Raw genomic sequence first — 23,157 nt, forward strand, 5'->3', positions numbered from 1 at the left:
GAACGGACACCGCGGCCTCCGTCCCCGCCCGAGCGCGGACGGCTCGGCAGCGGTGCGACCGTACTGCCCGCCGGCGGCGACGCCGCGGCGACATGCTCAGGACGGACGGCCCTGTCCCCGCGAGGCGTCAGGCGAGGTGGTTCCGGAGGAAGGCGAGCTCGCGAGGCAGGTCGTCGAGGCCGCCGCCCTCGTGCCCGTTGTAGGACCAGACGGTGATGTCCTTCTCGCCCGCCCAGGCGTTGTACGCGGCGTAGACCGTCGACGGCGGGGTGATGACGTCCATCAGGCCGACCGTGAAGTCGCCCGGCACGTGCGCGTGCAGGGCGAGGCTGGACGAGTCGAAGTAGGCGAGCGTCGCGAGGGCCGCATCAGCGCGGTCGCGGTGGATGCGCAGCCAGTCGGTGATCTCGCGGAACGGGTAGGCGTCCGTGATGGTGATCGCCCGGGGGAAGTCCGCGAGGAACGGCACGCGCACGAGCGCGGCCTTGACGGCCGGCGCGAAGGCGCTGGCGGCGATCGCCAGCGCGCCGCCCTGGCTGCCGCCCTTCACCGCGATGCGGTCGCCGTCGACCTGCTCGAGCTGCTGCGCCGCGTCGACCGCGAGCACCGCGTCGGTCATGAGACGGCGGTAGTAGTAGGTCTGCGGGGACTCGATGCCCCGCGTCATCACGCCCGGCGCCTGCGCGCCGGTGTCGGGCGCGACGTCGGGGGTCTCCCCCGCGCTCCAGCCCGAGCCCTGCCCGCGGGTGTCCATGTGCAGGTGCGCGAAGCCGGCCGCGGCCAGCTGCAGCTCGTCGGCCGCCGCGCCGCGGCCGCCGCCGTACCCGACGTACTGCACGACGGTCGGCAGCGGGCCCTCGACACCCGCCGGCACCCGCAGCCAGGCCCGGATCGGCTGCCCCCCGAACCCGGAGAAGGTGACGTCGAACACGTCGATCGCGGTCAGACCGCTGTCGACCCGCCGCACGACGGGCGCGGAGCCGAGAGCGCGGGACTCCTCGATCGTGGTGCGCCAGAAGTCCTCGAGGTCGGCGGGGGCGACGGCGGAGGAGCGGAGCGACTGCAGCTCGGCGAGCGGGAGATCCGTGTACACGGAACGCATCCTGCCGCGGTCAGCCTGAAGGCGGGCGACTCCGCGACCGCGTGCGTCACGCTGCCGGATCAGCTGCGAGCGGCGGCCACCCGCTCCGCCTCCCGCTCGGTCCCGGAGGTGTTCACCTCGAGCCCGCGCGAGCCGCGCAGCTTCGCGTCGATGTGCTCCGCCACGGTGATGGGCGGGTACAGCGGCGCCTCCCCCTCCGCGACCGAGCCCGGCAGCGCCGCGATCACGGCGTCGTGGTTGCCGTCGAGGAAGAACGCGGCGGAGCGGCGGCGCCGGATGGTGCCGTCCACGACGGGCGGCTTGACGCGGTGCAGCGTCGAGCGCCAGCGCTCGTTGGTCCACCGGGACATCAGGTCGCCGAAGTTGATCAGCAGCGCGCCCGGCAGCGGCGACACGTCGTGCCACCCGCCGTCCGCGCCGAGCACCTGCAGACCTCGCACGTCGTCGGCCCAGAGCAGGGTCACGATGCCGAAGTCGGTGTGCTCGCCCATGCCGATCAGGTCGCCGTCGAGCTCGACCCGCTCCCCCTCCGGCAGCGCGTAGTTGTTCATGCGCAGCACGTTCAGCGAGTGGTCCGTGTAGCGCTCGAACCATCCGGCGGGCAGCCCGAGGGCATCCGCGAAGACGGCGAGCAGCCGGTGCCCGACCGCGTCCGCCGCCGCCGTCCAGGCGCTGACGCGCTGCTCGAAGCCGTCGACCTCCTCGGGCCAGGGGTTCGGCGCGTAGGCGGTGCGGTCGAGGTCGAGCGCCGGGTACCGCTCGGCGTCGACGCCGACGTTGAACGCCTCGAAGAAGTCGTTCATCCGCTCCGCCTTCTCGACGCCGAGGCTCAGGCTGAGCCGCTCCGACTTCGGCGCCGTGTAGCCGCGGTTCACGCCCTTCGGCGCGACGTACCGCCGCTTCACCTCCATCGGCAGGCCGAAGAACCCGTCGATCGCGTCGCCGAGGCCGGTCCAGGTCGCGTCGGGGATGCCGTGCCCGACGACCTGGAGGAAGCCGACCGAGCGCGCGGCCTCGTCGAGCCGCCGCACCACCGCCAGGCGCTCCTGCTCGGTGGAGGCCGGGTCGCCGTAGGCCGAGACGTCGACGACGGGCACTTGGAACGACGTCTCCTCGGACATGCGGACGACCCCTCCCTGCGCGGGCGGCCCCGCGACCGCGCAACCCTCGCACGGGCATGTTTCGGCGGCGTGACCGGCGCCGGTCAGCGGTCGAACAGCACCCGCCGGCCGAGGAGGCGCAGGTCGAGCTCGCGCATCGTGAGCGCGGCGAGGTCCGCGAGGTCCGCGACCTCCTCCCCGCCGAAGGCGCGCACCTCGCGGTCGAGCGCCGCGATCGCACCGATGGTGAAGCCGTCGAACGTGGTCAGGGGCGCGGCCGCGTACGCGCGCAGCGCCGGGTCGGCGAGCAGCACCGGGTGCCCGTCCGCGCGGGGGTCCTCGGTCAGGTCGGTCGAGGTCCACCCCTTCCCCGTCGACACGGTCTCGGCAGCGAAGGAGGCGTTCCGCGGCACCTGCGCGACGTCGAGCCCGCCGTGCGACAGGAACCACTCGCGGTCGCCGTCCACGATCGAGACCAGCACCAGGGGCACCCCCAGCAGCCGGCGCGCGAGCCGCACGATGCGCTCCACCGCCTCGTCGGTGCGGGTGTCCAGCACGCTGACGCGGCGCACGGCGGCGAGCCGCTCGGGCTCGGCGTCCGCCAGCACGTCCGGATCGACCCGTCGCGCCTCGACCAGCCCGGCGACGAAGGCGTCCTGCAGCGCGACGGAGGCCTCGGCCGCGGTCGGGCGGTCCGCCGGGTCGCGCGCCGTCATCGACCGCAGGACCCGGGCGAGCACCTCGGGCACCGAGTCCGGGATCTCGGGGTCGCGGTCGAGCCGCGCGAGCGCGGACTCCTCCACGTCCCCGGGGAACGCGACGACGCCGGTCACGGCCTCGAGCAGCACGAGCCCGAGCGCGTAGACGTCCCAGGCCGGGGTCGGGTCCTGCCCGAGCACCTGCTCGGGGGCGAGGTAGGCGACCGTGCCGGTCGTGAACTCCGAGTCCCCCGCGGCGCCGATGATGGTCGAGATGCCGAAGTCGGTCAGCTTCCCGCGGATGCGGGAGGAGGGCCCGCGGCGCACGAGCAGCACGTTCGCCGGCTTGACGTCGCGGTGCAGGAACCCCGCCTCGTGCACCGCCTCGAGGCCCTGCGCCAGGTCCGAGCCGAGCGTCGCTGCCTGCGCGGGCGTCAGGACGCCCTCGCGCAGGCGCTGCCGGAGGTCGGACCCGGGCACGCGCTCCATCACGAGGTAGATCCGCGGCTGCTCCGGGTCGCCGACGTCGACGCCGGCGTCGTACAGCGTGGTCAGCGCGAAGTGGTCCAGCCCGGCGATGAGGCGGGCCTCCGCCTGCTGCAGCCGCACCTCCTCCGGCGACGTCGCGGTGGCCGTGGACAGCTTCAGCGCCACCTTGCGGCCGAGCAGGGGGTCGTGCGCCTCGTACACGGTGGCCCGTCCGCCGCGGCCGATCACCTCGCCGATGCGGTAGCGGCCCGCGACGGCCGGCGGGACTGGCTGGGGCATCGGGACGGTGCTCCTCGTGCGGACGGGACGGCCGGGCGGGTCCCAGCATCGTCACACACGGCGAGGACAGGCCTCCTCGCGCAGCCCCTCAGGCGCTCGCGCCTGCGTACTGCAGCTCGGCGCTCGCCAGCACGGCGAGGTCGTGCAGCACCTCGGGGTCGAACTCGTCCGCGGACCGCGGCTCGACGTCCGAGATGGCGAGCGCTCCCATAGCGGACCCGTCGGCGAGCTCGAGCGGGTGCGCGGCGAAGAACCGCACCTCCCCGCGGGGGACCACGTCGCGCGCCAGCCGGGTGTCGCGCCAGGTGTCGAGCACCACCATCGGCCGCATCGCGGCGGCCCGCACGCAGGCCTGGTCGCCGAGCCCCGGACCGACGGCGGCCAGCGTCCGCGCGTGGCCGGCGGTGAGCACGGCGATGGCCGCGGACCCGACCTCGAAGGCCGTGGAGGCGATCACGGCGATGCGCTGCAGGTGCTCGACGAGCGCGGTGGGCCGTGGCTCGGTCGCAGGCGCCTGCGCGACCTCGAGCACGCCGAGCATCGCCGTCCCGACGGCCTCGGCCACCATCGCAGCGGGGCACTCGCCTGGCTCGGGGACGATCCGCAGCTCGCTCCACCCGGTGACGTCCCGCGAGCCGGCGGGACGCACCGGGTCGTGCAGCGCGGTGTCGGTCACCCCGATCACCCGGGTGAGACCGGCGAGCCGGTCGATCACGCGCTGGAGGCGCGGCGACAGGGCCGGGCGACCGAGGTCCGGCAGCAGCACGATCGCGTCGTAGACGCCGACGTCCCAGGCGCCGCTGACGGACTCGAGGAGGCGCAGCACGCGGCCCACGTCGCAGACGACGTCGAGCTCGATGCCGCGCCGGCTCGACAGCCAGAGCCGGTCGAGCAGCCGGACGGGCGCCCGGTGCTCGTCGGGCGATCCCGTCGACTCGAGCCAGGTACGACCGGCGACCAGCAGGATCCTGCTGCGACCCGGACCCGGGCGCTGCAGGCGCGCAGCGGTGAGGTCCGACATCGACACCGGCCCTCCTTCCGCGCGCAGACGGGACATCATGCGCCATCCCGCGCGGTGAGCGCTCACAGATTCAGTCGGCGGGCGGCCGATCGTCGGTGCGGCCGGCCGGCAGGTGCGGCATGTGGATCTCGCCCGGGTCGACGTCGACGTCCCCGTCGTCCGTGTAGTCGCCGGTGCCGGGCAGCAGCTTGATCGCGCTGCGGTCGATGTCCGGGTCGTCGAACACGGGGCTGTCCTGGTCGTCCTGCAGCACCTCCGTCTCGCGCTCGCTGGAGGGGCTGTAGTCGGTGTCGAGCTCCTCCGACGGGTCGACCTCGGGGTCGCGGATGATCGGGTCCTCGCCGTGGGTGCCGTGCGTGTTCGTGCTCACCGGCCCGAGGGTACGGACGCCGCCTTGGACCGGGCTCCGCCCGTCAGGCGCCCAGCTCGACGAGCGTCGCGTGCAGCTCGGCGACGACGTCCGCCTGCCCCGCCAGGACCATCCGGTACGTCGGGCCGCCGTCGTCGATGCCGCGGACCACGCCGCCGGCCTCGCGCACGAGCAGGGCCCCCGCCGCCTGGTCCCACGGGTTGAGCCCCTGCTCGAAGTACGCGTCGATGCGGCCGGCGGCCACGTAGGCGAGGTCGATCGCGGCGCCGCCCGCGCGGCGCAGGTCCCGCACCCGCGCGAGCAGCGGCTGCGCCACGCGCGCCTGGTTCGTGCGGATGTCCTGCGTGTAGTGGAAGCCGGTCGCCACGAGCGCGCGGTCGAGCGGCACCGCCTGCCGCACCTGCAGGCGCCGGTCCCCCACGAAGGCGCCGCCGCCCGCGGACGCGGAGTAGAGCTCGCCGAGCATCGGCGCCGCCACCGCCCCGGCGAGCGCCGTCCACGTGCCGGGGTCGGGGTCCCCCTCCACCACGGCGATCGAGACGGACCAGTTCGGCAGGCCGTAGAGGTAGTTGACCGTGCCGTCGATGGGGTCGACGACCCAGGTGAGGCCGCTCGTGCCGCTCGCACCCCCGGACTCCTCGCCGAGGAAGCCGTCGTCGGGCCGCAGCGCCGCGAGCCGACCGCGGATGAGGTCCTCGGCGGCGCGGTCGGCCGCCGTGACGATGTCGATCGGGGAGGACTTGGTCGCCGCGACCTCCACCCCCTCCCGCCGCAGCCGCGAGGCGAGCTCGCCGGCCTCCTCCGCGACGGAGCGGGCGATGTCGAGCAGTTCCTGGGCGGCCATGCCTCCAGCCTGCCCGACGACCCGCCGGAGCGGGGCGACCGGCGCCCACACCGGGGAGCACCGTTCATAGGCGGCTCCCAGCGGACTCCTGCGAACCGCATGACGGGCACAGACCGCGCACATCGCTGGAAGGCGTTCCATGGTCCTCGTGAACGATCAGCACCCCTTCGACGTCGAGCCCGACGACGACCGCCGCCCTGCGGCCGACGCCGCGGTGCCGGACCCCGACCGGACGGACCCCGACCAGCGGGACGCCCTCGAGCGGACCGCCGAGGACCCGGCCGCGGAGGCGACCGAGGCGGAGGCGCACGCAGCCCGCCGCAAGCACCGGCGGATCGCCGCCTTCAGCGTCGCCGCGGCGGTGCTCTTCACCGCCGGTGCCGGCGGCGGAGCGGTCGCCTCGCTGGCCCTCGCGCGCAGCACCACCACGACGAGCATCGACGGGGGCGGCTCCGCCCAGGGCGGGCAGAGCGGGCAGGGCGCCCAGAACGGGTTCGGCTCCCGGAACGGGTTCGGCGGCGGGCAGGGCGGCTTCGGTCGGTTCGGCGGCTCCGGCAGCGGCGGATCGGGCAGCGGGTCGTCGGGCAGCGGCTCCACGGGCACCTCGACGAGCACCGCCGCGACGGCCGACCAGATCACCGGGATCGTCACGATCGTGTCCGAGCTCGGGTACGAGAACGGGGAGGCCGCGGGCAGCGGCATCGTGCTGACCTCCGGCGGCCGCGTCCTCACGAACAACCACGTGATCGACGGCGCGACCTCGATCAAGGTCACCGTCGAGTCGACGGGCAGGAGCTACACGGCGGACGTGGTCGGCACCAACGCCACGAAGGACGTCGCGGTGCTGCAGCTGCAGGACGCCTCGGGCCTGACGCCCGCGACCCTCGCCTCCGGCACCCCCTCCGTCGGCGACGACGTGACCGCCGTGGGCAACGCGAACGGCACCGGCACGCTCAGCGCCGCTGAGGGCACCGTCAGCGCGCTGGGCCGCACGATCACGACGTCGAGCGAGGGCGCGACCGCCGGCGAGACGCTGCACGGCCTCATCGAGATCTCGGCGGACGTGGTCTCCGGCGACTCCGGCGGCGCGGTCGAGGACGCCGACGGCGACGTGGTCGGCGTGACCACCGCCGCCTCCTCCGGCACAGCGGACGTGACCGGCTACGCGATCCCGATCGCCCAGGCCGTGAGCATCGCGAAGCAGATCGTCGCGGGCGACGACACCGCGGAGATCACCATCGGGCTGCCCGCGTTCCTCGGCGTCTCGCTGTCGCAGACCGCGACCGACGCCGAGATCGCGCAGGTGCTGCCGGGCACCGCGGCCGCGAAGACGGACCTCGCCGCGGGCGACACCATCACCTCGGTCGGCGGCACGTCGATCTCCTCGGCCGCCGGGCTGTCGAAGGCGATCGCGACCCATCAGCCGGGCGACCGCGTCGCCATCGGCTACACCGACGCGGACGGCACGAGCCGGACCGCGACGGTGACGCTGCTGGAGGGACCGGCCGACTGATGGCGATCGACACCGCGGCGTGGGCGGCGGAGCACTCCGCCGCCCTCGTCGGGCTGCCGGCGGCGGCGGCGGAGCAGGAGGTCGAGGAGGCCGGGCTGCGCGCACGCGTCGCCGAGCCGGGCGTCATGCTCACCCTCGAGTTCCGCACCGACCGCGTCACGTTGCTGACCGACGACGACGGGATCGTGGTCGAGGTCCGTGCCGGCTGACGCCCTCCTCGACCGCGAACCCCGTGCGACCAGGACCGGGTGCAAGCCGCTCCCCAGCCCGGGGGCATCAGGATGCTGGCTGTGATGACGGTGAGGACCGCTGGCGGAGCGGCGTACTCCATCGAGTACCGGGGCCTTCCGGGCGCTGGCAAGCAGCTGTCCGTGCTCCGCCACGGCGGGCCCGACGATCCCCCCGAGACCAACAAGCCGATGGCGCCGGACCGCTGGTACCGGGTGAACCTGCTGACGCCGCTGCCGCCCGAGATCGGCACGAAGGTGGCGATGGTGCTCGACCCCGACGACGACGTCGAACCGATCGTGCGCTACTCGACGACGGTCATGTCCGTGGTGGGGACGCTCTGATGAGCGAGGACGGCCGCCGGCCCGGCTTCAGCGTCGACCCGATCTCGTACTCCTACCGGGAGACCAACGCCAGCATCTGGCGCAACCGCATCGGCGTGACGTCGATGCTGTTCACCGTGACGATGGGCCTGTCCTACCTGCTCGGACGCCCGCGGAAGTAGGCCCTGGAGGCCCCGGAACGACTCAGCGGCCCCGCTCCCCTGACGGGGTGCGGGGCCGCTGTGGCGGGTGAGGGATTCGAACCCCCGGAGGCTACGCCGGCTGATTTACAGTCAGATCCCTTTGGCCGCTTGGGTAACCCGCCTGGCTGCTCGGGCCAGCCCTGTGCAGGCTGGCCCGAGGCGCAGGTCCACGATACCCGGCGCGGGCGCCTGGTCGAAACCACGCCGTCGGGGCACGCGGATCGTGCACCCGGCCCCCGTGCGGAGGCGTCGGTCAGCCCTCCTTGACGGCCCGCAGCGTGAAGCTCAGCGGCACCTGCTCGTCGTGCTCCGCAAGACGCCACTCGCCGTCCTCGCCGCGCACCATGCGCCCCCACAACGCCTCCCACGGCACGCTGCGGTGCTCCTCGAGCATCGTCAGGCGCATGCCCGCGTCGAGCAGGGCGGTGACGATCTCGCCCAGCCCGTGGCTCCACTCCGCGGTGCGGGTGTGCCGGAACTCGTGGTCCGAGGCGACGTAGGTGCCGGGCACGTCGAACAGGTTCGGCTCCGCCGTCTCGAAGTACGGATGCGCGACGACGAGGTCCTCGCCCTTCGTCTCGTCGAGCGTGGACAGCATGGGATGGCCGTCGCGCAGGAACAGCTCCCCGCCCGGCCGCAGGAGCGCGGCGACGGTGGCCGCCCACGCGCGGATGTCCGGCAGCCAGCACAGCGCGCCGATGCCGGTGAACACGAAGTCGAACGATCCGGGCTCGAGCACCGTCGTCGCGTCGTCGACAGGGGCCTCGACCCAGTCGATCGCGGTCCCGGTGCGCGCGGCGAGCGCCCGCGCCTCCGTCAGCGCCGCCGGCGAGAAGTCGAGGCCCGTCATCGTCGCGCCGAGCCGCGCGAGCGACAGGGTGTCCGTGCCGATGTGGCACTGCAGGTGCAGTCCGCGCCTCCCCCGCACCTCCGGCAGTCGCGGCAGGTCGAAGCGGACGACGTCGGACAGGTGCTCGGGGTCCGCGACGAACCGTTCGACGGCGTAGTCCGGGGACGCCGCGTGCGGCGCCGCCCGCTCGTCCCAGTTCGCCCGGTTGAGCCGCACCCACTCGTCCACGACCGAAGCCTCCTACACTCTCGGTCCCATGGCCGATAGCTCGTTCGACGTCGTCAGCAAGGTGGACCAGATGGAGGCGGACAACGCCGCCAACCAGGCCCGCAAGGAGCTCGAGCAGCGCTACGACTTCAAGGGCGTGGGCGCGTCCCTCGAGCTGAAGGGCGAGGAGTTCCTGCTCAAGGCCGCCAGCGAGGAGCGGGTGCGCGCGGTGCTCGACGTGCTCGAGTCGAAGCTGATCAAGCGCGGCATCTCGCTGAAGGCGCTCGACGCGGGCGACCCGTTCCCCTCCGGCAAGGAGTACCGGATCGAGGCGAAGCTGAAGAACGGCATCGACAGCGACAACGCCAAGAAGGTCACCAAGCTGATCCGCGACGAAGGCCCCAAGGGCGTGAAGGCGCAGATCCAGGGCGACGAGGTGCGGGTCTCCTCCAAGAGCCGCGACGACCTGCAGGCGACGATCGCGCTGCTGAAGGGCGCCGACCTCGACCTGGACCTGCAGTTCCTCAACTTCCGCTGACCCGCGGCCGCCCCGCCCGGGTGCCACCCGGAGTCGGCGGGGATGAGGGGGCGGCGTCGCCCGTAGGCTCTTCGGCATGATCGCCGGCATCTCCCCGGCGCTGCCCATCGCGGCCATCGTGCTCGACGTGGTCATCCGGGTGCTCGCCGTGGTCTTCGTGCCGAAGAACCGGCGCCCGGCGACGGCGACGGCGTGGCTGCTCGCGATCTTCTTCATCCCGTACGCGGGCGTGATCGCGTTCCTGCTGTTCGGCAGCACGAAGCTGCCGCGCCGCCGCCGGAAGAAGCAGCAGCAGATCAACCGCTACATCATGAGCGCCACCGAGGGCATCGACCAGGCCTCGGAGACGCCGACCTGGCCGCAGTGGTTCGCGTCGCTCGTCGCGCTGAACCGCACGCTCGGCGCGATGCCGCTGCTGGGCGGCAACACGGCACGGCTGTTCGGCGACTACGAGCGCTCGATCCACGAGATGACCGCGGCCGTGCGGTCCGCCGAGACGTTCGTGCACGTCGAGTTCTACATCCTGTCCCTCGACTCGACGACGGCGCCGTTCTTCGACGCGCTGGAGGACGCGGTGCGCCGCGGCGTCACCGTGCGGGTGCTGCTCGACCACATCGCCTCGCTGCGCGTCCGCGGCTACCGCCGCACGCTGCGCCGCCTGACCCGGATGGGCGCGGACTGGCACCTGCTGCTGCCCGTGCAGCCCTGGCGCGGGCGGTACCAGCGACCGGACCTGCGGAACCATCGCAAGGTGCTCGTCGTCGACGGCCGCGTCGGCTTCATGGGCTCCCAGAACATGATCGACCGGACCTACGACCGCTGGACCAACCGCCGGCGGGGGCTGAAGTGGAAGGACCTCATGGTCCGTCTCGAGGGCCCGATCGTCGCGGAGCTGAACACCGTCTTCCTCTCCGACTGGTTCTCGGAGACCGGCGTGCTGCTCGACCGGGAGGTCGGCCGCTCCGTCGAGCCGGTGGGCGACGAGGACCTCGACTGCCAGCTCGTGCCGAGCGGCCCCGGTTTCGAGGGCGAGAACAACCTGCGCCTCTTCAACGGGCTGATCTACGCCGCGCAGCGGCGGATCGTGCTCGTCAGCCCGTACTTCGTGCCCGACGACTCGATGCTCTACGCGGTGACCACGGCGGCGCAGCGCGGCGTGCAGGTCGAGCTGTTCGTCAGCGAGATCGGCGACCAGGCCGTCGTGTTCCACGCGCAGCGCAGCTACTACGAGACGCTGCTGAAGGCCGGCGTCACGATCTGGCTGTACCGGAAGCCGACGATCCTGCACGCGAAGCACTTCACGATCGACGACGACGTCGCGGTGGTGGGCTCGAGCAACCTCGACATGCGGTCGTTCACCCTGAACCTCGAGGTCTCGATGATGGTGCGCGGCCGCGAGTTCGTGAACGACCTCCGCCAGATCGAGGAGGGCTACCGGCGCGCCAGCCGGCGGCTGACGCTCGACGAGTGGGAGGCCCGCCCCCTCCGCATCGCCGTGCTCGACAACGTCGCCCGCCTGACCGCCGCGCTGCAGTAGCGGCCGCCCGGCCTACCGTGGGCGCGTGAAGACCCCGCCCCGGCCCGTGGTCCGCCTGGCCGCCCGCGTGCTGCTGCTCGATCCGCAGGACCGGGTGCTGCTCGTGCTCGGCGGCGACCCCGCGCAGCCCAAGGCCGGCACCTGGTGGATCACGCCGGGCGGCGGGGTGGAGGCGGGCGAGGACGCGCGCGCCGCGGCGCTGCGCGAGGCGTTCGAGGAGACCGGGCACCGCGTCGACTCGCTGGTCGGTCCGGTCGCCCGGCGCTCCTCGGTGTTCCCGTTCGACGGACGGCTGATCGAGCAGCGCGAGCAGTACTTCGTCGCCCGCGTCCCCGCGTTCGAGCCGACCCGGACGGGCTGGACCGAGCTGGAGCAGCGCGCGCTGCACGGCTTCCGCTGGTGGACCGTCGACGAGCTGCGCAGCACGCGGGAGACGGTGTTCCCCGAGCGCCTCGCCGACCTCGTCGCCGACGCCCTCGCCTCCTGAGCGCCCTCCGCGGAGCACGACAGCAGGACAGGACGACGTCAGCAGGACACGATCGCCGATCCTGTCCTGCTGATGCTCCTCCGTCCTGCTGTCGTGCTCACCGCGGCTCGGGGATGTCCGACAGGAACTCGCGGACGACGAAGGGCAGCTCTTCCCGCGGGATCACCGCAGTCAGCACCCGGCCATCGTCGAGCTCGGTGCCGAGGGCGAGCACGAACGGGTCGGTGTCGAGCAGGAGCGCGTCACGCGCCGCCCCGTCCACGATCACCCGCGACCGCTGCAGCGCTGCCGGGGGCACCGGGGGCGCCCAGTACGCGTCGCCGTGCAGCCCGAGCTCCTCCCGGTACACGTTCGTCAGCACGTGCTCCGCATGGGCGATCAGCCGGTCGGCGACGCTGCGAGGCTCGCCGCCCGGACGGATCCAGTGTGTCTGCACCGCCTCCCACAGCGAGGGGTGCCGCAGCCGATCGCGGGCCTCGTCGAGCCAGGCGGGAACGGGGAACAGCGGCTGCTCCTCCAGCGCCCGAGCCGTCGCATCGTCGAGCTTCCGGAGGTTCACGGGGTCCGCGTGGTCGTCGGGGTTCCGCCACAGCGTGTAGGAGCGCGACAGCGACACCTCCTCGACCCGCTCCTCGGTGCCGACGGAGCTGCGGGACGCCGCGATGCCCTCCACGCCCAGGTCCTCGAGGTGCCGCTGCGGCACGAGCCCGGCCGAGGCGACCCCGAGGCGGGCGACTCGGGCGCGCTGCGCGCCGCGCGGATCGGGGGCGTCCTCGGCCAGGTACCCCGCGAACTCCACGACCGAGAGTCTCGCGCTCGGGCGGGCCGCGGCGCTAGGGTGACGGCGATCCACGGACCGGGAGGAGGCGAGCACCATGGCTGTCGTCGTCGCGCGCCCGAACGCCCACCTCTTCCCCGAGGTCGCCGCCTGACCTGATCCGTGGCGACCTCCTGTTCCTGGAGCTCACCCCCATGTCGTTCGACGACGCCTTCCGCCTCACCGGCGTGCTGCCCACCTGGGAGCCCGGCGAGGACCAGCGCTGGTCCACCTGGGCCGCCGCCACCCCCACCGAACGCGGTCCGCGCCCCTGGCCGGACTGGCTCGAGACCTCCTCCGCCGCCCTCGACACCGAGCTCGGGGTCGTGAAGACGGGGAAGGAGGCCGACGTCTTCCTGATCGAGCGGGCCGTGCCCGGCTCACCGGGCTGCCTGCTCGCGGCGAAGCGCTACCGCGACGGCGACCACCGCGGGTTCCACCGGTCCGCCGCCTACGAGGAGGGGCGGCGCATGCGGAACACCCGCGACGCCCGCGCCGTCGCCCGGGGCACGCAGCACGGCCGGCAGGTCGCCTCCGGCCACTGGGCGGTCAGCGAGTTCGCCGCGCTGAGCCGCGCCTTCGTCAGCGGCGTGCCCGTGCCGTACCCCGTGCAGGTCAGCGGCACGGAGGTGGTCATGGAGTTCATCGGCGACGGTCGCACCGCCGCGCCCCGGCTGGCGCAGTCGCGGCTGCGGGGCGGGGAGCTCGACGACGCCTTCGGGCAGGTCGTCGAGGTGCTGCGCGCCTTCGCCCGAGCGGGCTTCGCGCACGGCGACCTGTCGGCCTACAACCTGCTGCTGCATGAGGGGCGGGTCGTCGTGATCGACCTGCCGCAGATCGTCGACCTGGTCGCGAACCCGCTGGGCGTGGACTTCCTGCATCGCGACGTGGTCAACGTGTGCGGCTGGTTCACCGGCCGCGGGCTCGAGTGCGACGCGGAGGCGCTGTTCGGCGAGGTCCTCGCGGAGGCCTGGTGAACCCTGCACCGACTCCGAGCCGGTCCGCAGCGCAGGGGCCCTAGCGTCCGGCCATGGCTGCACAATCGCTCACGGTCGAGTTCCTGCCCACCGACGCCGTCGACGGCGTCCGCACGGAGGCGCAGGTGCACGACGTCTCCCTCCCCGACGCCGTCGACGGGGTCCCGGAGGTGCTGGAGAACCCGCACGTCGACTTCCCCGGCACCTGGCGCCTCGTCGGCGAAGGCGTCGGCGGCGCGCACCGCTACCAGCGGGTCGAGCGCGTGGCCGACTCGAACGACACGCTCGCCGGCTGACCCCGTTCGCAGATCCGCAGTCCTCGGCCGACACACCGCCTCCGGGACCTCCCGGTACGGCGTGTCGCCTCAGAACTGCGGATCCACGATCGGCGAGGTCAGCGGACGGGCTCGCCCAGGGAGGCGGCGAGCATCTCGTCGCGAGGCACCACCTTGACGCGCGCGCGGCCGGCGGGCGCGCCGAGCGCCTGCTCGTGCGCGTCGAGCAGGTGCCACCCCTCGACCGTGGTGAAGCGCACGCCGCGCGACGCCAGCAGCTCGTCCACCGACCGCTCGTCGGGGTGCTGCGGCGTCCACCACATGCCCTGGTCGGTCAGCACGTGGTCGACCGTCTCCATCGCGTCGGACTTCGTGTGGCCGATCAGGCCGACGGGCCCGCGCTTGATCCAGCCGGTCGCGTAGACACCGGGGACCAGGGCGCCCTCGTCGTCGAGCACCTGGCCCTCGTGGTTCGGGATGACGCCCTGGCGCTCGTCGAACGGCAGCCCGGGCAGCGGGGAGCCGAAGTAGCCGACGGCCCGGTAGACCGCCTGCACGGCCTGCTCCCGGAACTCGCCGGTGCCGCGGGCGCCACCGATGCCGTCGGGCTCGGTGCGCTCCCAGCGGATCGCCTCGACCCGGCCCTCGCCGAGGATCTCGACCGGCCGGGCCCACCAGTGGAACTCGAGGCGGCGGCTCGCGGCGCCGACCTCGCGCTTCCGCCAGCCCTGCAGGATGCGGTCCATGACCATGACCTGCTTGTTCGACGCGATCGCGGTGCGGGCGGCCTCGTCGTACGCGAAGTCCTCGTCGTGGACGACCATGTCGACGTCGCGCAGCTCGCCGAGCTCGCGCAGCTCGAGCGGCGTGAACTTCACGTTGGCGGGGCCGCGGCGCCCGAACACGTGCACGTCGGTCGCCGGGGAGGACCGCAGGCCCGCCTCCACGTTCGCGGGGATCTCCGTCGGCATGAGGTCGTCGGTGTGCTTGATCAGCACCCGAGCGACGTCGAGCGCGACGTTGCCGTTGCCGATCACGGCGATCTCGCGGGCGTCGAGCGGCCACTCCCGCGGCACGTCGGGGTGGCCGTCGTACCAGGACACGACGTCGGCCGCGCCGAAGGAGCCGGACAGGTCGATGCCGGGGATGTCGAGGGAGGCGTCGCGGGTCGCTCCCGTCGCGAAGATCACCGCGTGGTAGTGCTGCTGCAGGTCCTCGAGCGTGATGTCCGTGCCGAACTCCACGTTGCCGAACAGGCGCACCGCGCCGCCGTCGAGCACCTCGCGCAGCGCGCCGATGATGCCCTTGATGCGGGGGTGGTCGGGGGCGACGCCGTACCGGACGAGCCCGTAGGGGGCGGGGAGGCGCTCGAACAGGTCGATCGAGACGTCGACGCCGCGGTCGGACTTTTTCGCGAGGTCGGCGGCGTAGATCCCGGCGGGACCCGCGCCCACGATCGCGAGGCGGAGGGTCGTCATTCGTCGTGTCCTTTCGGCCGTGCGCTCCAGGCGCGCTGCGGCGAGGGGGTGGGTCAGGCGGAGCGGTCGACGAGCAGGTCCGCGAAGCGGATCAGCGCGCGGCGCACCGTGCCGACGGGCAGCGGGTCGAGCGCGGCCTTCGCGGAGTCGGCCCAGCGCATCGCCTCCGTCCGCGTCTCGGCGGTGACGGGGTGGGCGCGCAGCTCGGCGACGGTCGCGGCGACCGACTCGTCGGAGTCGTGCGCCGAGAGCCCGTCGATGCGCTGCAGCAGCGCCCGGGCGCCCTCGTCGGTGGCGGCGCGACGGCGGAGGAGCAGCAGCGGCAGCGTCGGGACGCCCGCGCGCAGGTCGGTGCCCGCGTGCTTGCCGGTCTGCGCCTCCTCCGGCGCCAGGTCGATGACGTCGTCGATCAGCTGGAACGCGACGCCGATGCGTCGCCCGAAGGTGGCCAGCGGGGCGCGCGTGTACTCGGGGGCGTGCGAGAAGGACGATCCCCACTCGGCGGCGGCCGCGATGAGCGCGCCCGTCTTGTCCTCGAGCACCTGCAGGTAGTGGTCGACGGGGTCCTGATCGGGCTCGGGCCCGACGGTCTCGTGCAGCTGGCCGAGCACGAGGCGCTCGAACACCTCCGCCTGCCCGAGGATCCCGGTCGAGCCCTGGATGCCCGCGATGAGCTTGCTCGCGCGGGCGAAGAGCAGGTCGCCGGTGAGGATCGCGACGGAGTTGCCCCACACCTCCTGCGCGGACGGGACCCCGCGCCGCTCGGACGCCTCGTCCATGACGTCGTCGTGGTACAGCGAGCCGACGTGCAGGATCTCGACGGCCTGCGCCGCGGTGACGACGTCGTCGGTCACGCCGTCGCCGAGCTGCGCGGTGAGCAGCGTGAGCACCGGGCGCACCCGCTTGCCGCCGGCGGCGAGGAGGTAGCGCGAGCGCACGTCCGCGACGCGGTCGTGGAACGCGACCTGCTCGAGGATGCCCGCCTCGACCCGCTCGAGGCCCTCGTCGATGGTGCGCGCCATCGCCTTGTCCTCGCGGGAGGCGAACAGCCGCTCGGTCAGCCGCAGCTGGGCCGTGAGCGCCGCACTCCGCCTCGAGACCGCCTCGGGGGCGGTCACTCGCTGGCCCAGACGCCCGCGAAGGGCTTGACGCCGCGGTGCAGCGCGACGATGCCGCCCGTCAGGTTGCGGTAGCGCACCTGGCGGAAGCCCGCCTCGCGCAGCCAGGCGGCGAGCGTGGTCTGGTCGGCCCACTCCTTGATGGAGTCGCCGAGGTAGCCGTAGGCGGGCGCGTTCGACGACGCGATGCGCGACACCGTCGGCATCACGTGGTCGAGGTAGGCGAAGTAGGCGGCGCGGACCGGCGCCAGCGGCGGCTTCGAGAACTCGCAGATCACGATGCGGGCGCCCGGCTTCGCGACGCGGAACATCTCGGCGAGCGCGCGGTGCGGCTCCGCGACGTTGCGCAGGCCGAACGAGATCGTGACGGCGTCGAACTCGTCGTCGCCGAAGGGCAGCGCCTGCGCGTCGGCGAACACGAACTCGATGCGCTGGTCGTCCGCGTGCCGGGCGCGGCCGACGGCGAGCATGCCCTTCGAGAAGTCGGCGGCCACCACGCGGGAGCCGGTGCGGGCGAGCGCCTCGCTCGACGTGCCGGTGCCGGCCGCGAGGTCGAGGATGCGCTCCCCGGGCTTCGGGGCGACGGCGCGCACCGTCGCGGCGCGCCACAGCTGCGCGTTGCCGCCGGACAGCAGCGTGTTCATGACGTCGTAGCGGCGCGACGCCTGGTCGAACATCGCTGCGACGTCCGCCGGGGTCTTGCTCAGATCGGCCGCGGACACGGTGTCAGATGCTAGCCGAGCCACCCGCGTACCCTAAGCGCGTGATGGCGAACGAGGAGCCCCCGTTTCCCGTCACCATCAGGAGGATCGTCGATCCTGGCGCGCACATGGACGAGGCGCGGGCCCGCTTCGGCGCTCCGACGGCCGTCTGGCGCCACGGCGACACGGCCCGCATCGGCTACGGCGTCGCCGCCCGGCTCGTGTTCTCGGGCCCCGATCGCATCCGCGACGCGGCCGCTCGCTGGCGCGCGCTGATCGCCGCGGCCGCCGTCGACTCCGAGGTCGCGGACGCCGCGCCGGTCGCGTTCGGCGCCTTCGCGTTCGCCGAGGACAGCGCGGCGGAGAGCGTGCTGCTGCTCCCCCGCGAGGTCGTCGTCGTGCGCGAGGGGTCCGCGCACCTCGTGGAGCTGCCCGACCTTGGGTCCGGCACCGCGCCCGCCTCCCCTCCGCATGCGGCCGCGTTCGCCCCGGAGGACTACGAGCGGGCCGTGGCCGAGGCCGTGCGCCGGATCCGCGCCGGCGCGCTCGAGAAGGTGGTGCTCGCGCGCGACCTGGTGATCGAGGCGCCGCGCTTCGACCTGGAGGCCGCGCTCGACGCCCTCGCCGACCGGTACCGCGGCGGGTGGATCTTCGCCGTCGACGGGCTCTTCGGCGCCAGCCCGGAGACGCTCGCGACCGTCACCGGCGGCCTCGCCACCTCCCGCGTGCTCGCCGGCACGGCGCCGCGGTCCGACGACCCGGTCGCCGACGCCGCGAACCGGGACCGCCTGCTCGACTCCCCGAAGAACCGCTTCGAGCACGCCCTGGCCGTCGACAGCCTGCTGCTGACACTCGGCGGCGCGACGGAGGACCTGACCCTCGGCCGCCCCTTCGCGCTCGGCCTGCCGAACGTGTGGCACCTCGCGACGGACGCGACGGCGCGGATCGGGCACGACGTCGGGGCACTGGACCTCGTCGCGCTCCTCCACCCCACCGCCGCGGTCGCCGGCGCGCCCCGCGAGGACGCGCTCGCCACCATCCGCGCGCTCGAGCCCTTCGACCGCCGCCGCTACGCCGGGCCCGTGGGCTGGATCGACGGCACCGGCGACGGCGAGTGGGCCATCGGCCTCCGGTCCGCGGAGGTGGAGGGCCCGGACCGCGTCCGCGCCTACGCCGGCGCCGGCGTCGTGGCCGCGTCCGACGCGCATCAGGAGCTCGAGGAGACGCGCTGGAAGTTCCAGCCGATCCAGGAAGCCCTTGCGGCGGTCACCGCCCCGCACTGATCCGCAGCGTCGCGCCTCGTGTCCCTCGGTCCGTGACTGCGCGGACCGGTCCCAGATGCGCTGGTTCGCTCGCGCGCAACTGGGACCACGGGGCGCAACTGTGCTCGGGGTCAGCGGAGGGGGACCTCGATGAGGCTGCGGCCCGCGGCGGGGGCGGTGAGCACGCGGTCGAGGTCGCCGCGGTTCTCGATGCGGCGGTGCTCCCACCCGTAGGCGGCGGCGAGGGCCGCGTAGTCGACGGAGCGGGGCGTGCGGAGCACCCGCTCGAAGTCGTCGGCGGGGGCGGAGCCGGCGACCTCGAGGGAGTCGAAGATCGTGCCCCCGCCGTCGTCGCCGACGATCACCTGCAGCCGCGGCTCGGGCTCGCCGGGCGCCTTCAGCAGCGCGCCGGTGTCGTGCAGCATCGCGAGGTCCCCGAGCAGCACGCGGGTGGTGCCCGGCCGACCGGACCCGAGGTGCGCGAGCGCGACGCCCGTCGCCGTCGAGACGGTGCCGTCGATGCCGGCCAGCCCCCGGTTGGCGAGCACGCTGATCCGCTTGCCCGGCACGACCGCGTCCATCTCGCGGATCAGCCGGCTCGCGGCGACGACCAGGCGGTCGTGGGGCCAGGTCGCCCGCCACACCGCGTCGACGAGGACGCGTCGCGTGATCGGGGCCCGCAGCGCGGCGAGCTCCGAGCGCTGGTGCTCGCGCCGCTCCTTCGCGCCGGGCTCGTCGGGGCGCCCGGCGTACGGCAGGTCCTCGGTCTCGTCGAGCAGCGCGCGGGAGGCGGCGACCCAGCGCCCGGCCCAGGACCGGTCGGGATCGGCACCGGTCGCCCGCACGGCGCCGGTCCGCGCGGCCCGTCCGCGGGTGGGGTCGAACCACTCCCCTCCGGCGGGTCCGACGAGCACGACGTCGACGTCGGCGGAGGCGAGGAGGCGCGGCACCTGGCGCGAGAGGGTGGGGTGGCCGAACACGACGGCGCGCTCGACCCGGCCGCCGAAGTCGACGTGGTCGAGCAGCTGCCGGTACGCGCCGACGAGCTGCGGTCCGAAGCGGGCACCGCTCGACACCTCGGCGAGCAGCGGGGCGTCGAGCGCGCGGGCGAACGCCTCCGCCTCCTCCCCGGCGCGGTCCCCGCCGATGACGACGGTGCGCGGACCGGGCTCGACCGGCAGGGCCGCGGCGTCCGGCGCAGCGACCGGCATCGGCTCCCCGAACGGCGGCAGCTCGTCGAGGGCGCTCGACAGCGGCTCGCGGTACGCGAGGTTCACCTGCACGGGCTGCCGCTCCCGCACCGCGACGGTCCAGGCGTGCTCGGCGACCGCGCCGGCCACGTCGAGGTCCTCGTCGTCCTCCGGCGCGGCGACGTCGAGCACCTCCGCGACGGCGATCCCGAAGAGCCCGGGCTGCACGGTCGTCTGGTTCGAGCCGGTGCCGCGCAGCTCCTCCGGCCGGTCGGCCGTCAGCAGCAGGAGGGGGACCCCCGCGTGGTGCGCCTCGAGGACCGCGGGGTGCAGCTCGGCGACAGCGGTGCCGGAGGTCACGACGACCGCGACCGGCAGGCCCGACTCCGCCGCGAGCCCGAGCGCGGTGAAGCCGCCGACCCGCTCGTCGATGCGCACGTGCAGCTGCAGCGCCCCCTGCCGCTCGAGGGCGGCGGCGGCGAGCGCGAGCGCCTGCGAGCGCGACCCGGGGGAGACGACGACGTGGCGCAGGCCGAGGGCGGTGAGGCGCGCGAGCAGCCGCGCTGCGGCGGCCCCGGCGGGTGAGGGGTTCGTCATGCCGGGCTCGAGCGTAGGCGCTCAGCGCCTCGGGGCGTCGCCCTCGTCGTCCGCATCGGAGTCGAGGTTCGCGAGCTCCTGCTCCAGCTGCTGCCAGCGCGCGTCGTCGGCCGCCGGAGCGCGCTGCTCCGGCCGGACCGGGTTGCGCGACTTGAGGAAGGTCGGGTCGTCGTCGGGCCCGATCACGCGTCGGACGGGCTGCGAGCGGGCGGACGCGCGGCCGACGAGCAGCCAGAGCAGCGGGCCGACGACCGGCAGCACGACCGCGATGAGGATCCACGCCCACTTGGGCAGGACGCGCACGCGGGGCCGCTCCGTGAGCAGGCAGTCGACGACCGCGAACACGGCCAGCACCACCGCCGCGATCCCCGCGAACACGAGCACCCTCGCCATGTCGCAACTGTACGTGCGCGCCGCGGGGCCGCTGCGCCCGGATCGATGTGCCGACATAGGAATCCGCTGAGCACCCGTGTCCGCGCAGCGCCGGGCGGACGCGGCCGCGGTGCCTACACTCGATGGGTCATGGCCGGTCCGCGTCCCTCCTTCGCCCTCGCGTTCGTCGCGTACACGGCGCTGCGCCTGCTCCTGTTCCTGGTGCCGCTCGGCGTCATCTTCGCGCTCAGCGGGAACATCCTCGTCTCGGGGGTGCTCGCGGCGGTCATCGGCTTCGCGCTCTCGTGGATCCTGCTCGACCGTCAGCGCGGCGCGGTGGCGCTGCTGCTGCGCACCCGCGCCGAGAACCGCCGCGTCGTCTCCGACGAGACGGCGGAGGACGAGGTCGCCGACGAGGTCGGCGGTCAGAACGACAGCGCCGCCGCGAGCCCCAGGCCGTAGACCAGCGCGGTGATGCCCGTGAGACTCAGCGCGAGGATCAGCTCGCGCGCCGTGCGGGCGGTCGCGGTGATGACCACCGCGGGCACCGCCAGCAGCAGCACGAGCAGCACCAGCCAGGCGAGCGGGTAGACGAACGCCAGGTAGACGACGACCAGGAACGGCACCGTCATCAGCGCGCCGAACAGGATGCGGCTGCCGCGGGCGCCGATCCGCACGCTGAGCGTGCGCTTGCCGGCCACGGCGTCCTGCTCGATGTCCCGCAGGTTGTTGACCACGAGCACCGCGGAGGCGATGCAGCCGATCGCGAGGGCGCAGAACCAGCTCTCCGCCGTGGCGACCCCGGTGATCACGAAGCTCGTGCCGACCGTCGCCGCGACGCCGAAGAACAGGAAGACGGCGATCTCGCCGAAGCCCGCGTAGCCGTAGGGGCGCGTGCCGCCCGTGTAGAACCAGGCCGCCGCGATGGCGGCGGCGCCGACCGCGAGCAGCCACCACTGCTGCGTGACGAGCACGATCACGAGGCCGGCGACGGCCGCGAGCGCGAAGCAGACGATCGCGGCCGTGAGCACCGTGCGGGGCTTCGCGGCGCCGGAGGCGGTCAGCCGTGCGGGGCCGACGCGGAACCGGTCGGTGCCGCGGACGCCGTCGGAGTAGTCGTTCGCGAAGTTCACGCCGATCTGCAGCAGCAGCGCGACGGCGAGCGCGAGGATCGCGAGCCAGTACGTGCCCGGGATCCGCTGGCCCCAGACCGCGCCGGTGCCCAGCGCGACGGGCGCGATCGCGAGCGGGAGGGTGCGCGGGCGGGACGCCCCGATCCAGCCGCCGACGCCCGCTCGTCCGGGTACCGCCGCCGCCTTCGTCGGACCGCCGGGGCGCCTCCGGACCGGGGGCCGCTTGGTCGTGCTCGCCTTCGCCACGGCGCACGATCCTAGGCAGCCGCGGGAGGTCGTCCGTGCGCCCCGTTCTGGGCCTCGGACCCGGTCAGCCCGCGGCGAGGGCGGCCAGGGCCCTGCGGTCGGGCTTCCCGGAGGGGAGGAGGGGGACCTCGCGCACGACGACGAGCCGCCGCGGCGCGGCCGCCCGGCCGAGCGCGGCGCCCACGGCCTCCCGCACCGCCGCGAGGTCCGCCTCCGCCGCGGTCGTGACGACGACCGGCACGTCGCCCCACTCGGGGTCGGGTGCACGCACCACGAGGGCCTCCTCGAGCCCTGGCAGCGCCTGCACCGCGCGCTCCACGAGGCCCAGCGACACCTTCTCGCCGCCGGTGATCACCACGTCGTCGAGGCGGCCGGTGATCGACAGCCGCTCGCCGTCCCACTCGCCCGCGTCGCCCGTTCGGTACCAGCGGCGCCCGGGCTCCTCGAGGAAGGCGGCCGCGGTCCGCTCGGGCTGCCCGAGGTACCCCTCCGCCAGCGTCGGACCGCCGAGCTGCACCTCCCCGTCCACGACGCGCACGCCCACTCCGGCGAGCGGGACGCCGTCGTAGACGCAGCCGCCCGCGGTCTCGGACGCGCCGTAGGTGCGCCGCACGGCGACGCCCGCGGCCCGGGCGCGCTCGGCCAGCCCCTCCGCCAGTCGACCGCCGCCGATCAGCACCGCGTCGAGGGACCGGACGGCCTCGCGCATCGCCGCGTCGCCCGCCTCGACGGCGTCGACCACGCGGTGGAGCTGGGTGGGCACGAGCGCCGTGTAGCGCCGTCGGTCCGGCCGCAGCGCGAGCACCGCCTCCGCGAGCGCGGCGGCGGTGAAGGGGCCCGGAGCGATCGGCAGCGGCTCCGCGCCCGCGGCGAGGGCCCGCACCACGACCTGCACCCCGGCGATGTAGTGCCCGGGCAGCGCCAGCACCCATTCGCCCGGGCCGCCGAGCGCGTTCTCCGTCGCGGCGGCGGAGGAGAGCAGCGCACGGGAGGACACCGCCACGGCCTTCGGCGCCCCGCTCGTGCCGGAGGTGGCGACCACGACCGCGACCGGCAGCGGCACCTGCGCGGGCACGTCGGGCACCGGGCCGCCTTCGGCGACCGGCAGCACCGCCGGTCCGGTGCCGTCGAGCGCCGCCCGCAGCGCGGGGATCAGCGTCGCGGGATCGTCGGGGACGACGGCGAGCTCACGCATCGGAAGG

At 74.3% G+C, this 23,157-nt stretch carries 26 protein-coding genes and 1 tRNA gene; 11 read left to right on the top strand and 16 right to left on the bottom strand.

What is annotated here, in order from left to right:
* Positions 1 to 127: 127 nt before the first annotated feature.
* The 6 genes from ABEA53_RS16025 to ABEA53_RS16050 form a co-directional block, all read right to left on the bottom strand.
* Positions 128 to 1,102: an acetylxylan esterase gene (locus ABEA53_RS16025; protein WP_425550644.1), complete on the bottom strand. Its 975-nt coding sequence runs from the start codon at positions 1,100 to 1,102 to the stop codon at positions 128 to 130.
* Positions 1,103 to 1,161: 59 nt separating this feature from the next.
* Complete coding sequence (locus tag ABEA53_RS16030; protein ID WP_345482321.1) at positions 1,162 to 2,223, bottom strand: isopenicillin N synthase family dioxygenase; 1,062 nt, start codon at positions 2,221 to 2,223, stop codon at positions 1,162 to 1,164.
* Positions 2,224 to 2,306: 83 nt separating this feature from the next.
* Positions 2,307 to 3,668 (bottom strand): protein kinase domain-containing protein, encoded by a 1,362-nt coding sequence (locus ABEA53_RS16035; protein WP_345482322.1) that lies wholly within the window; start codon positions 3,666 to 3,668, stop codon positions 2,307 to 2,309.
* Between the two features lie 88 nt (positions 3,669 to 3,756).
* The gene (locus ABEA53_RS16040) at positions 3,757 to 4,695 is read right to left on the bottom strand and encodes a hypothetical protein (RefSeq protein WP_345482323.1); all 939 of its coding nucleotides are present in this window, start codon (positions 4,693 to 4,695) and stop codon (positions 3,757 to 3,759) included.
* Between the two features lie 64 nt (positions 4,696 to 4,759).
* Entirely contained in the window at positions 4,760 to 5,059 is a 300-nt protein-coding gene (locus ABEA53_RS16045; protein WP_345482324.1) for a hypothetical protein, read from the bottom strand.
* Between the two features lie 43 nt (positions 5,060 to 5,102).
* Positions 5,103 to 5,903 carry an inositol monophosphatase family protein gene (locus tag ABEA53_RS16050; RefSeq protein ID WP_345482325.1) on the bottom strand — a complete coding sequence of 267 codons (801 nt, stop codon included), beginning with the start codon at positions 5,901 to 5,903 and terminating at the stop codon, positions 5,103 to 5,105.
* A 139-nt stretch (positions 5,904 to 6,042) separates the two neighbouring features.
* Between ABEA53_RS16050 and ABEA53_RS16055 the strand changes: the two genes are divergently transcribed.
* The 4 genes from ABEA53_RS16055 (at position 6,043) to ABEA53_RS16070 (ending at position 8,149) form a co-directional block, all read left to right on the top strand.
* Complete coding sequence (locus ABEA53_RS16055; RefSeq protein WP_345482326.1) at positions 6,043 to 7,416, top strand: S1C family serine protease; 1,374 nt, start codon at positions 6,043 to 6,045, stop codon at positions 7,414 to 7,416.
* Positions 7,416 to 7,625 (top strand): I78 family peptidase inhibitor, encoded by a 210-nt coding sequence (locus tag ABEA53_RS16060; RefSeq protein ID WP_345482327.1) that lies wholly within the window; start codon positions 7,416 to 7,418, stop codon positions 7,623 to 7,625. Before ABEA53_RS16055 ends, ABEA53_RS16060 begins: the two co-directional genes overlap by 1 nt.
* An 84-nt stretch (positions 7,626 to 7,709) precedes the next feature.
* The gene (locus ABEA53_RS16065; RefSeq protein ID WP_345482328.1) at positions 7,710 to 7,988 is read left to right on the top strand and encodes a hypothetical protein; all 279 of its coding nucleotides are present in this window, start codon (positions 7,710 to 7,712) and stop codon (positions 7,986 to 7,988) included.
* Positions 7,988 to 8,149 (top strand): hypothetical protein, encoded by a 162-nt coding sequence (locus ABEA53_RS16070; protein ID WP_345482329.1) that lies wholly within the window; start codon positions 7,988 to 7,990, stop codon positions 8,147 to 8,149. The genes ABEA53_RS16065 and ABEA53_RS16070 overlap by 1 nt, the downstream gene beginning before the upstream one ends.
* Positions 8,150 to 8,210: 61 nt before the next feature.
* Here ABEA53_RS16070 and ABEA53_RS16075 read toward each other — a convergent pair.
* Together ABEA53_RS16075 and ABEA53_RS16080 are read right to left on the bottom strand one after the other, a co-directional pair.
* Positions 8,211 to 8,292 (bottom strand) — tRNA-Tyr (locus ABEA53_RS16075).
* Positions 8,293 to 8,423: 131 nt separating this feature from the next.
* On the bottom strand, positions 8,424 to 9,248 hold the full coding sequence (locus ABEA53_RS16080) for a class I SAM-dependent methyltransferase (protein ID WP_345482330.1): 825 nt from the start codon (positions 9,246 to 9,248) through the stop codon (positions 8,424 to 8,426).
* A gap of 28 nt (positions 9,249 to 9,276) precedes the next feature.
* Here ABEA53_RS16080 and ABEA53_RS16085 point away from each other — a divergent pair, with 28 nt between their 5' ends.
* The 3 genes from ABEA53_RS16085 to ABEA53_RS16095 all read left to right on the top strand — a co-directional run bounded on the left by ABEA53_RS16085 (position 9,277) and on the right by ABEA53_RS16095 (position 11,789).
* Positions 9,277 to 9,765: a YajQ family cyclic di-GMP-binding protein gene (locus ABEA53_RS16085; RefSeq protein ID WP_345482331.1), complete on the top strand. Its 489-nt coding sequence runs from the start codon at positions 9,277 to 9,279 to the stop codon at positions 9,763 to 9,765.
* A gap of 76 nt (positions 9,766 to 9,841) precedes the next feature.
* Positions 9,842 to 11,302: a cardiolipin synthase gene (cls, locus tag ABEA53_RS16090; RefSeq protein ID WP_345482332.1), complete on the top strand. Its 1,461-nt coding sequence runs from the start codon at positions 9,842 to 9,844 to the stop codon at positions 11,300 to 11,302.
* Between the two features lie 25 nt (positions 11,303 to 11,327).
* A complete protein-coding gene (locus ABEA53_RS16095; protein WP_345482333.1) occupies positions 11,328 to 11,789 on the top strand; it encodes an NUDIX hydrolase in 462 nt (153 codons plus the stop codon).
* Positions 11,790 to 11,886: 97 nt separating this feature from the next.
* Here ABEA53_RS16095 and ABEA53_RS16100 read toward each other — a convergent pair whose 3' ends face one another.
* Positions 11,887 to 12,588, bottom strand: coding sequence for a hypothetical protein (locus ABEA53_RS16100; protein ID WP_345482334.1), 702 nt, complete (start codon positions 12,586 to 12,588; stop codon positions 11,887 to 11,889).
* Between the two features lie 173 nt (positions 12,589 to 12,761).
* Here ABEA53_RS16100 and ABEA53_RS16105 point away from each other — a divergent pair, with 173 nt between their 5' ends.
* Both ABEA53_RS16105 and ABEA53_RS16110 read left to right on the top strand, forming a co-directional pair.
* Positions 12,762 to 13,583: a serine protein kinase RIO gene (locus ABEA53_RS16105; RefSeq protein WP_345482335.1), complete on the top strand. Its 822-nt coding sequence runs from the start codon at positions 12,762 to 12,764 to the stop codon at positions 13,581 to 13,583.
* Between the two features lie 53 nt (positions 13,584 to 13,636).
* Entirely contained in the window at positions 13,637 to 13,879 is a 243-nt protein-coding gene (locus tag ABEA53_RS16110; protein ID WP_345482336.1) for a hypothetical protein, read from the top strand.
* A 98-nt stretch (positions 13,880 to 13,977) separates the two neighbouring features.
* On the opposite strand, the gene ABEA53_RS16115 is transcribed toward ABEA53_RS16110, so the two are convergent.
* Genes ABEA53_RS16115 through ABEA53_RS16125 form a run of 3 tightly spaced genes read right to left on the bottom strand, consistent with a single transcriptional unit; the run spans position 13,978 to position 17,176 of the window.
* Positions 13,978 to 15,336 carry an FAD-dependent oxidoreductase gene (locus ABEA53_RS16115; protein ID WP_345482337.1) on the bottom strand — a complete coding sequence of 453 codons (1,359 nt, stop codon included), beginning with the start codon at positions 15,334 to 15,336 and terminating at the stop codon, positions 13,978 to 13,980.
* 53 nt (positions 15,337 to 15,389) lie between these two features.
* Positions 15,390 to 16,454 (bottom strand): polyprenyl synthetase family protein, encoded by a 1,065-nt coding sequence (locus tag ABEA53_RS16120; protein ID WP_425550645.1) that lies wholly within the window; start codon positions 16,452 to 16,454, stop codon positions 15,390 to 15,392.
* Entirely contained in the window at positions 16,451 to 17,176 is a 726-nt protein-coding gene (locus ABEA53_RS16125) for a class I SAM-dependent methyltransferase (RefSeq protein WP_345482338.1), read from the bottom strand. Before ABEA53_RS16125 ends, ABEA53_RS16120 begins: the two co-directional genes overlap by 4 nt.
* Before the next feature lie 107 nt (positions 17,177 to 17,283).
* Between ABEA53_RS16125 and ABEA53_RS16130 the strand changes: the two genes are divergently transcribed.
* Positions 17,284 to 18,438 (top strand): isochorismate synthase, encoded by a 1,155-nt coding sequence (locus tag ABEA53_RS16130; protein ID WP_345482339.1) that lies wholly within the window; start codon positions 17,284 to 17,286, stop codon positions 18,436 to 18,438.
* 110 nt (positions 18,439 to 18,548) lie between these two features.
* On the opposite strand, the gene menD is transcribed toward ABEA53_RS16130, so the two are convergent.
* Together menD and ABEA53_RS16140 are read right to left on the bottom strand one after the other, a co-directional pair.
* Positions 18,549 to 20,204: a 2-succinyl-5-enolpyruvyl-6-hydroxy-3-cyclohexene-1-carboxylic-acid synthase gene (gene menD / locus ABEA53_RS16135; protein WP_345482340.1), complete on the bottom strand. Its 1,656-nt coding sequence runs from the start codon at positions 20,202 to 20,204 to the stop codon at positions 18,549 to 18,551.
* A 21-nt stretch (positions 20,205 to 20,225) separates the two neighbouring features.
* Entirely contained in the window at positions 20,226 to 20,597 is a 372-nt protein-coding gene (locus ABEA53_RS16140; RefSeq protein WP_345482341.1) for a PLD nuclease N-terminal domain-containing protein, read from the bottom strand.
* 129 nt (positions 20,598 to 20,726) lie between these two features.
* Here ABEA53_RS16140 and ABEA53_RS16145 point away from each other — a divergent pair, with 129 nt between their 5' ends.
* Positions 20,727 to 21,038, top strand: coding sequence for a DUF4229 domain-containing protein (locus ABEA53_RS16145; RefSeq protein ID WP_345482342.1), 312 nt, complete (start codon positions 20,727 to 20,729; stop codon positions 21,036 to 21,038).
* Here the strand turns inward: ABEA53_RS16145 and ABEA53_RS16150 are convergent.
* Both ABEA53_RS16150 and ABEA53_RS16155 read right to left on the bottom strand, forming a co-directional pair.
* On the bottom strand, positions 21,002 to 21,955 hold the full coding sequence (locus tag ABEA53_RS16150) for a 1,4-dihydroxy-2-naphthoate polyprenyltransferase (protein WP_345482343.1): 954 nt from the start codon (positions 21,953 to 21,955) through the stop codon (positions 21,002 to 21,004). The genes ABEA53_RS16145 and ABEA53_RS16150 overlap by 37 nt on opposite strands.
* A gap of 64 nt (positions 21,956 to 22,019) precedes the next feature.
* Positions 22,020 to 23,150 (bottom strand): AMP-binding protein, encoded by a 1,131-nt coding sequence (locus ABEA53_RS16155; RefSeq protein WP_345482344.1) that lies wholly within the window; start codon positions 23,148 to 23,150, stop codon positions 22,020 to 22,022.
* Between the last annotated feature and the right edge of the window lie 7 nt (positions 23,151 to 23,157).

Source organism: Amnibacterium soli, assembly GCF_039544415.1.
GTDB classification, from domain to species: Bacteria; Actinomycetota; Actinomycetes; order Actinomycetales; family Microbacteriaceae; genus Amnibacterium; species Amnibacterium soli.

Bases quoted from the DNA above. Each gene is read 5' to 3' on its own strand.
- ABEA53_RS16025 (WP_425550644.1), bottom strand. From the start codon at position 1,102: ATGCGTTCCGTGTACACGGATCTCCCGCTCGCCGAGCTGCAGTCGCTC.
- ABEA53_RS16030 (WP_345482321.1), bottom strand. From the start codon at position 2,223: ATGTCCGAGGAGACGTCGTTCCAAGTGCCCGTCGTCGACGTCTCGGCC.
- ABEA53_RS16035 (WP_345482322.1), bottom strand. From the start codon at position 3,668: ATGCCCCAGCCAGTCCCGCCGGCCGTCGCGGGCCGCTACCGCATCGGC.
- ABEA53_RS16050 (WP_345482325.1), bottom strand. From the start codon at position 5,903: ATGGCCGCCCAGGAACTGCTCGACATCGCCCGCTCCGTCGCGGAGGAG.
- ABEA53_RS16055 (WP_345482326.1), top strand. From the start codon at position 6,043: ATGGTCCTCGTGAACGATCAGCACCCCTTCGACGTCGAGCCCGACGAC.
- ABEA53_RS16060 (WP_345482327.1), top strand. From the start codon at position 7,416: ATGGCGATCGACACCGCGGCGTGGGCGGCGGAGCACTCCGCCGCCCTC.
- ABEA53_RS16065 (WP_345482328.1), top strand. From the start codon at position 7,710: ATGACGGTGAGGACCGCTGGCGGAGCGGCGTACTCCATCGAGTACCGG.
- ABEA53_RS16070 (WP_345482329.1), top strand. From the start codon at position 7,988: ATGAGCGAGGACGGCCGCCGGCCCGGCTTCAGCGTCGACCCGATCTCG.
- ABEA53_RS16085 (WP_345482331.1), top strand. From the start codon at position 9,277: ATGGCCGATAGCTCGTTCGACGTCGTCAGCAAGGTGGACCAGATGGAG.
- cls (WP_345482332.1), top strand. From the start codon at position 9,842: ATGATCGCCGGCATCTCCCCGGCGCTGCCCATCGCGGCCATCGTGCTC.
- ABEA53_RS16105 (WP_345482335.1), top strand. From the start codon at position 12,762: ATGTCGTTCGACGACGCCTTCCGCCTCACCGGCGTGCTGCCCACCTGG.
- ABEA53_RS16110 (WP_345482336.1), top strand. From the start codon at position 13,637: ATGGCTGCACAATCGCTCACGGTCGAGTTCCTGCCCACCGACGCCGTC.
- ABEA53_RS16115 (WP_345482337.1), bottom strand. From the start codon at position 15,336: ATGACGACCCTCCGCCTCGCGATCGTGGGCGCGGGTCCCGCCGGGATC.
- ABEA53_RS16130 (WP_345482339.1), top strand. From the start codon at position 17,284: ATGGACGAGGCGCGGGCCCGCTTCGGCGCTCCGACGGCCGTCTGGCGC.
- menD (WP_345482340.1), bottom strand. From the start codon at position 20,204: ATGACGAACCCCTCACCCGCCGGGGCCGCCGCAGCGCGGCTGCTCGCG.
- ABEA53_RS16140 (WP_345482341.1), bottom strand. From the start codon at position 20,597: ATGGCGAGGGTGCTCGTGTTCGCGGGGATCGCGGCGGTGGTGCTGGCC.
- ABEA53_RS16145 (WP_345482342.1), top strand. From the start codon at position 20,727: ATGGCCGGTCCGCGTCCCTCCTTCGCCCTCGCGTTCGTCGCGTACACG.
- ABEA53_RS16155 (WP_345482344.1), bottom strand. From the start codon at position 23,150: ATGCGTGAGCTCGCCGTCGTCCCCGACGATCCCGCGACGCTGATCCCC.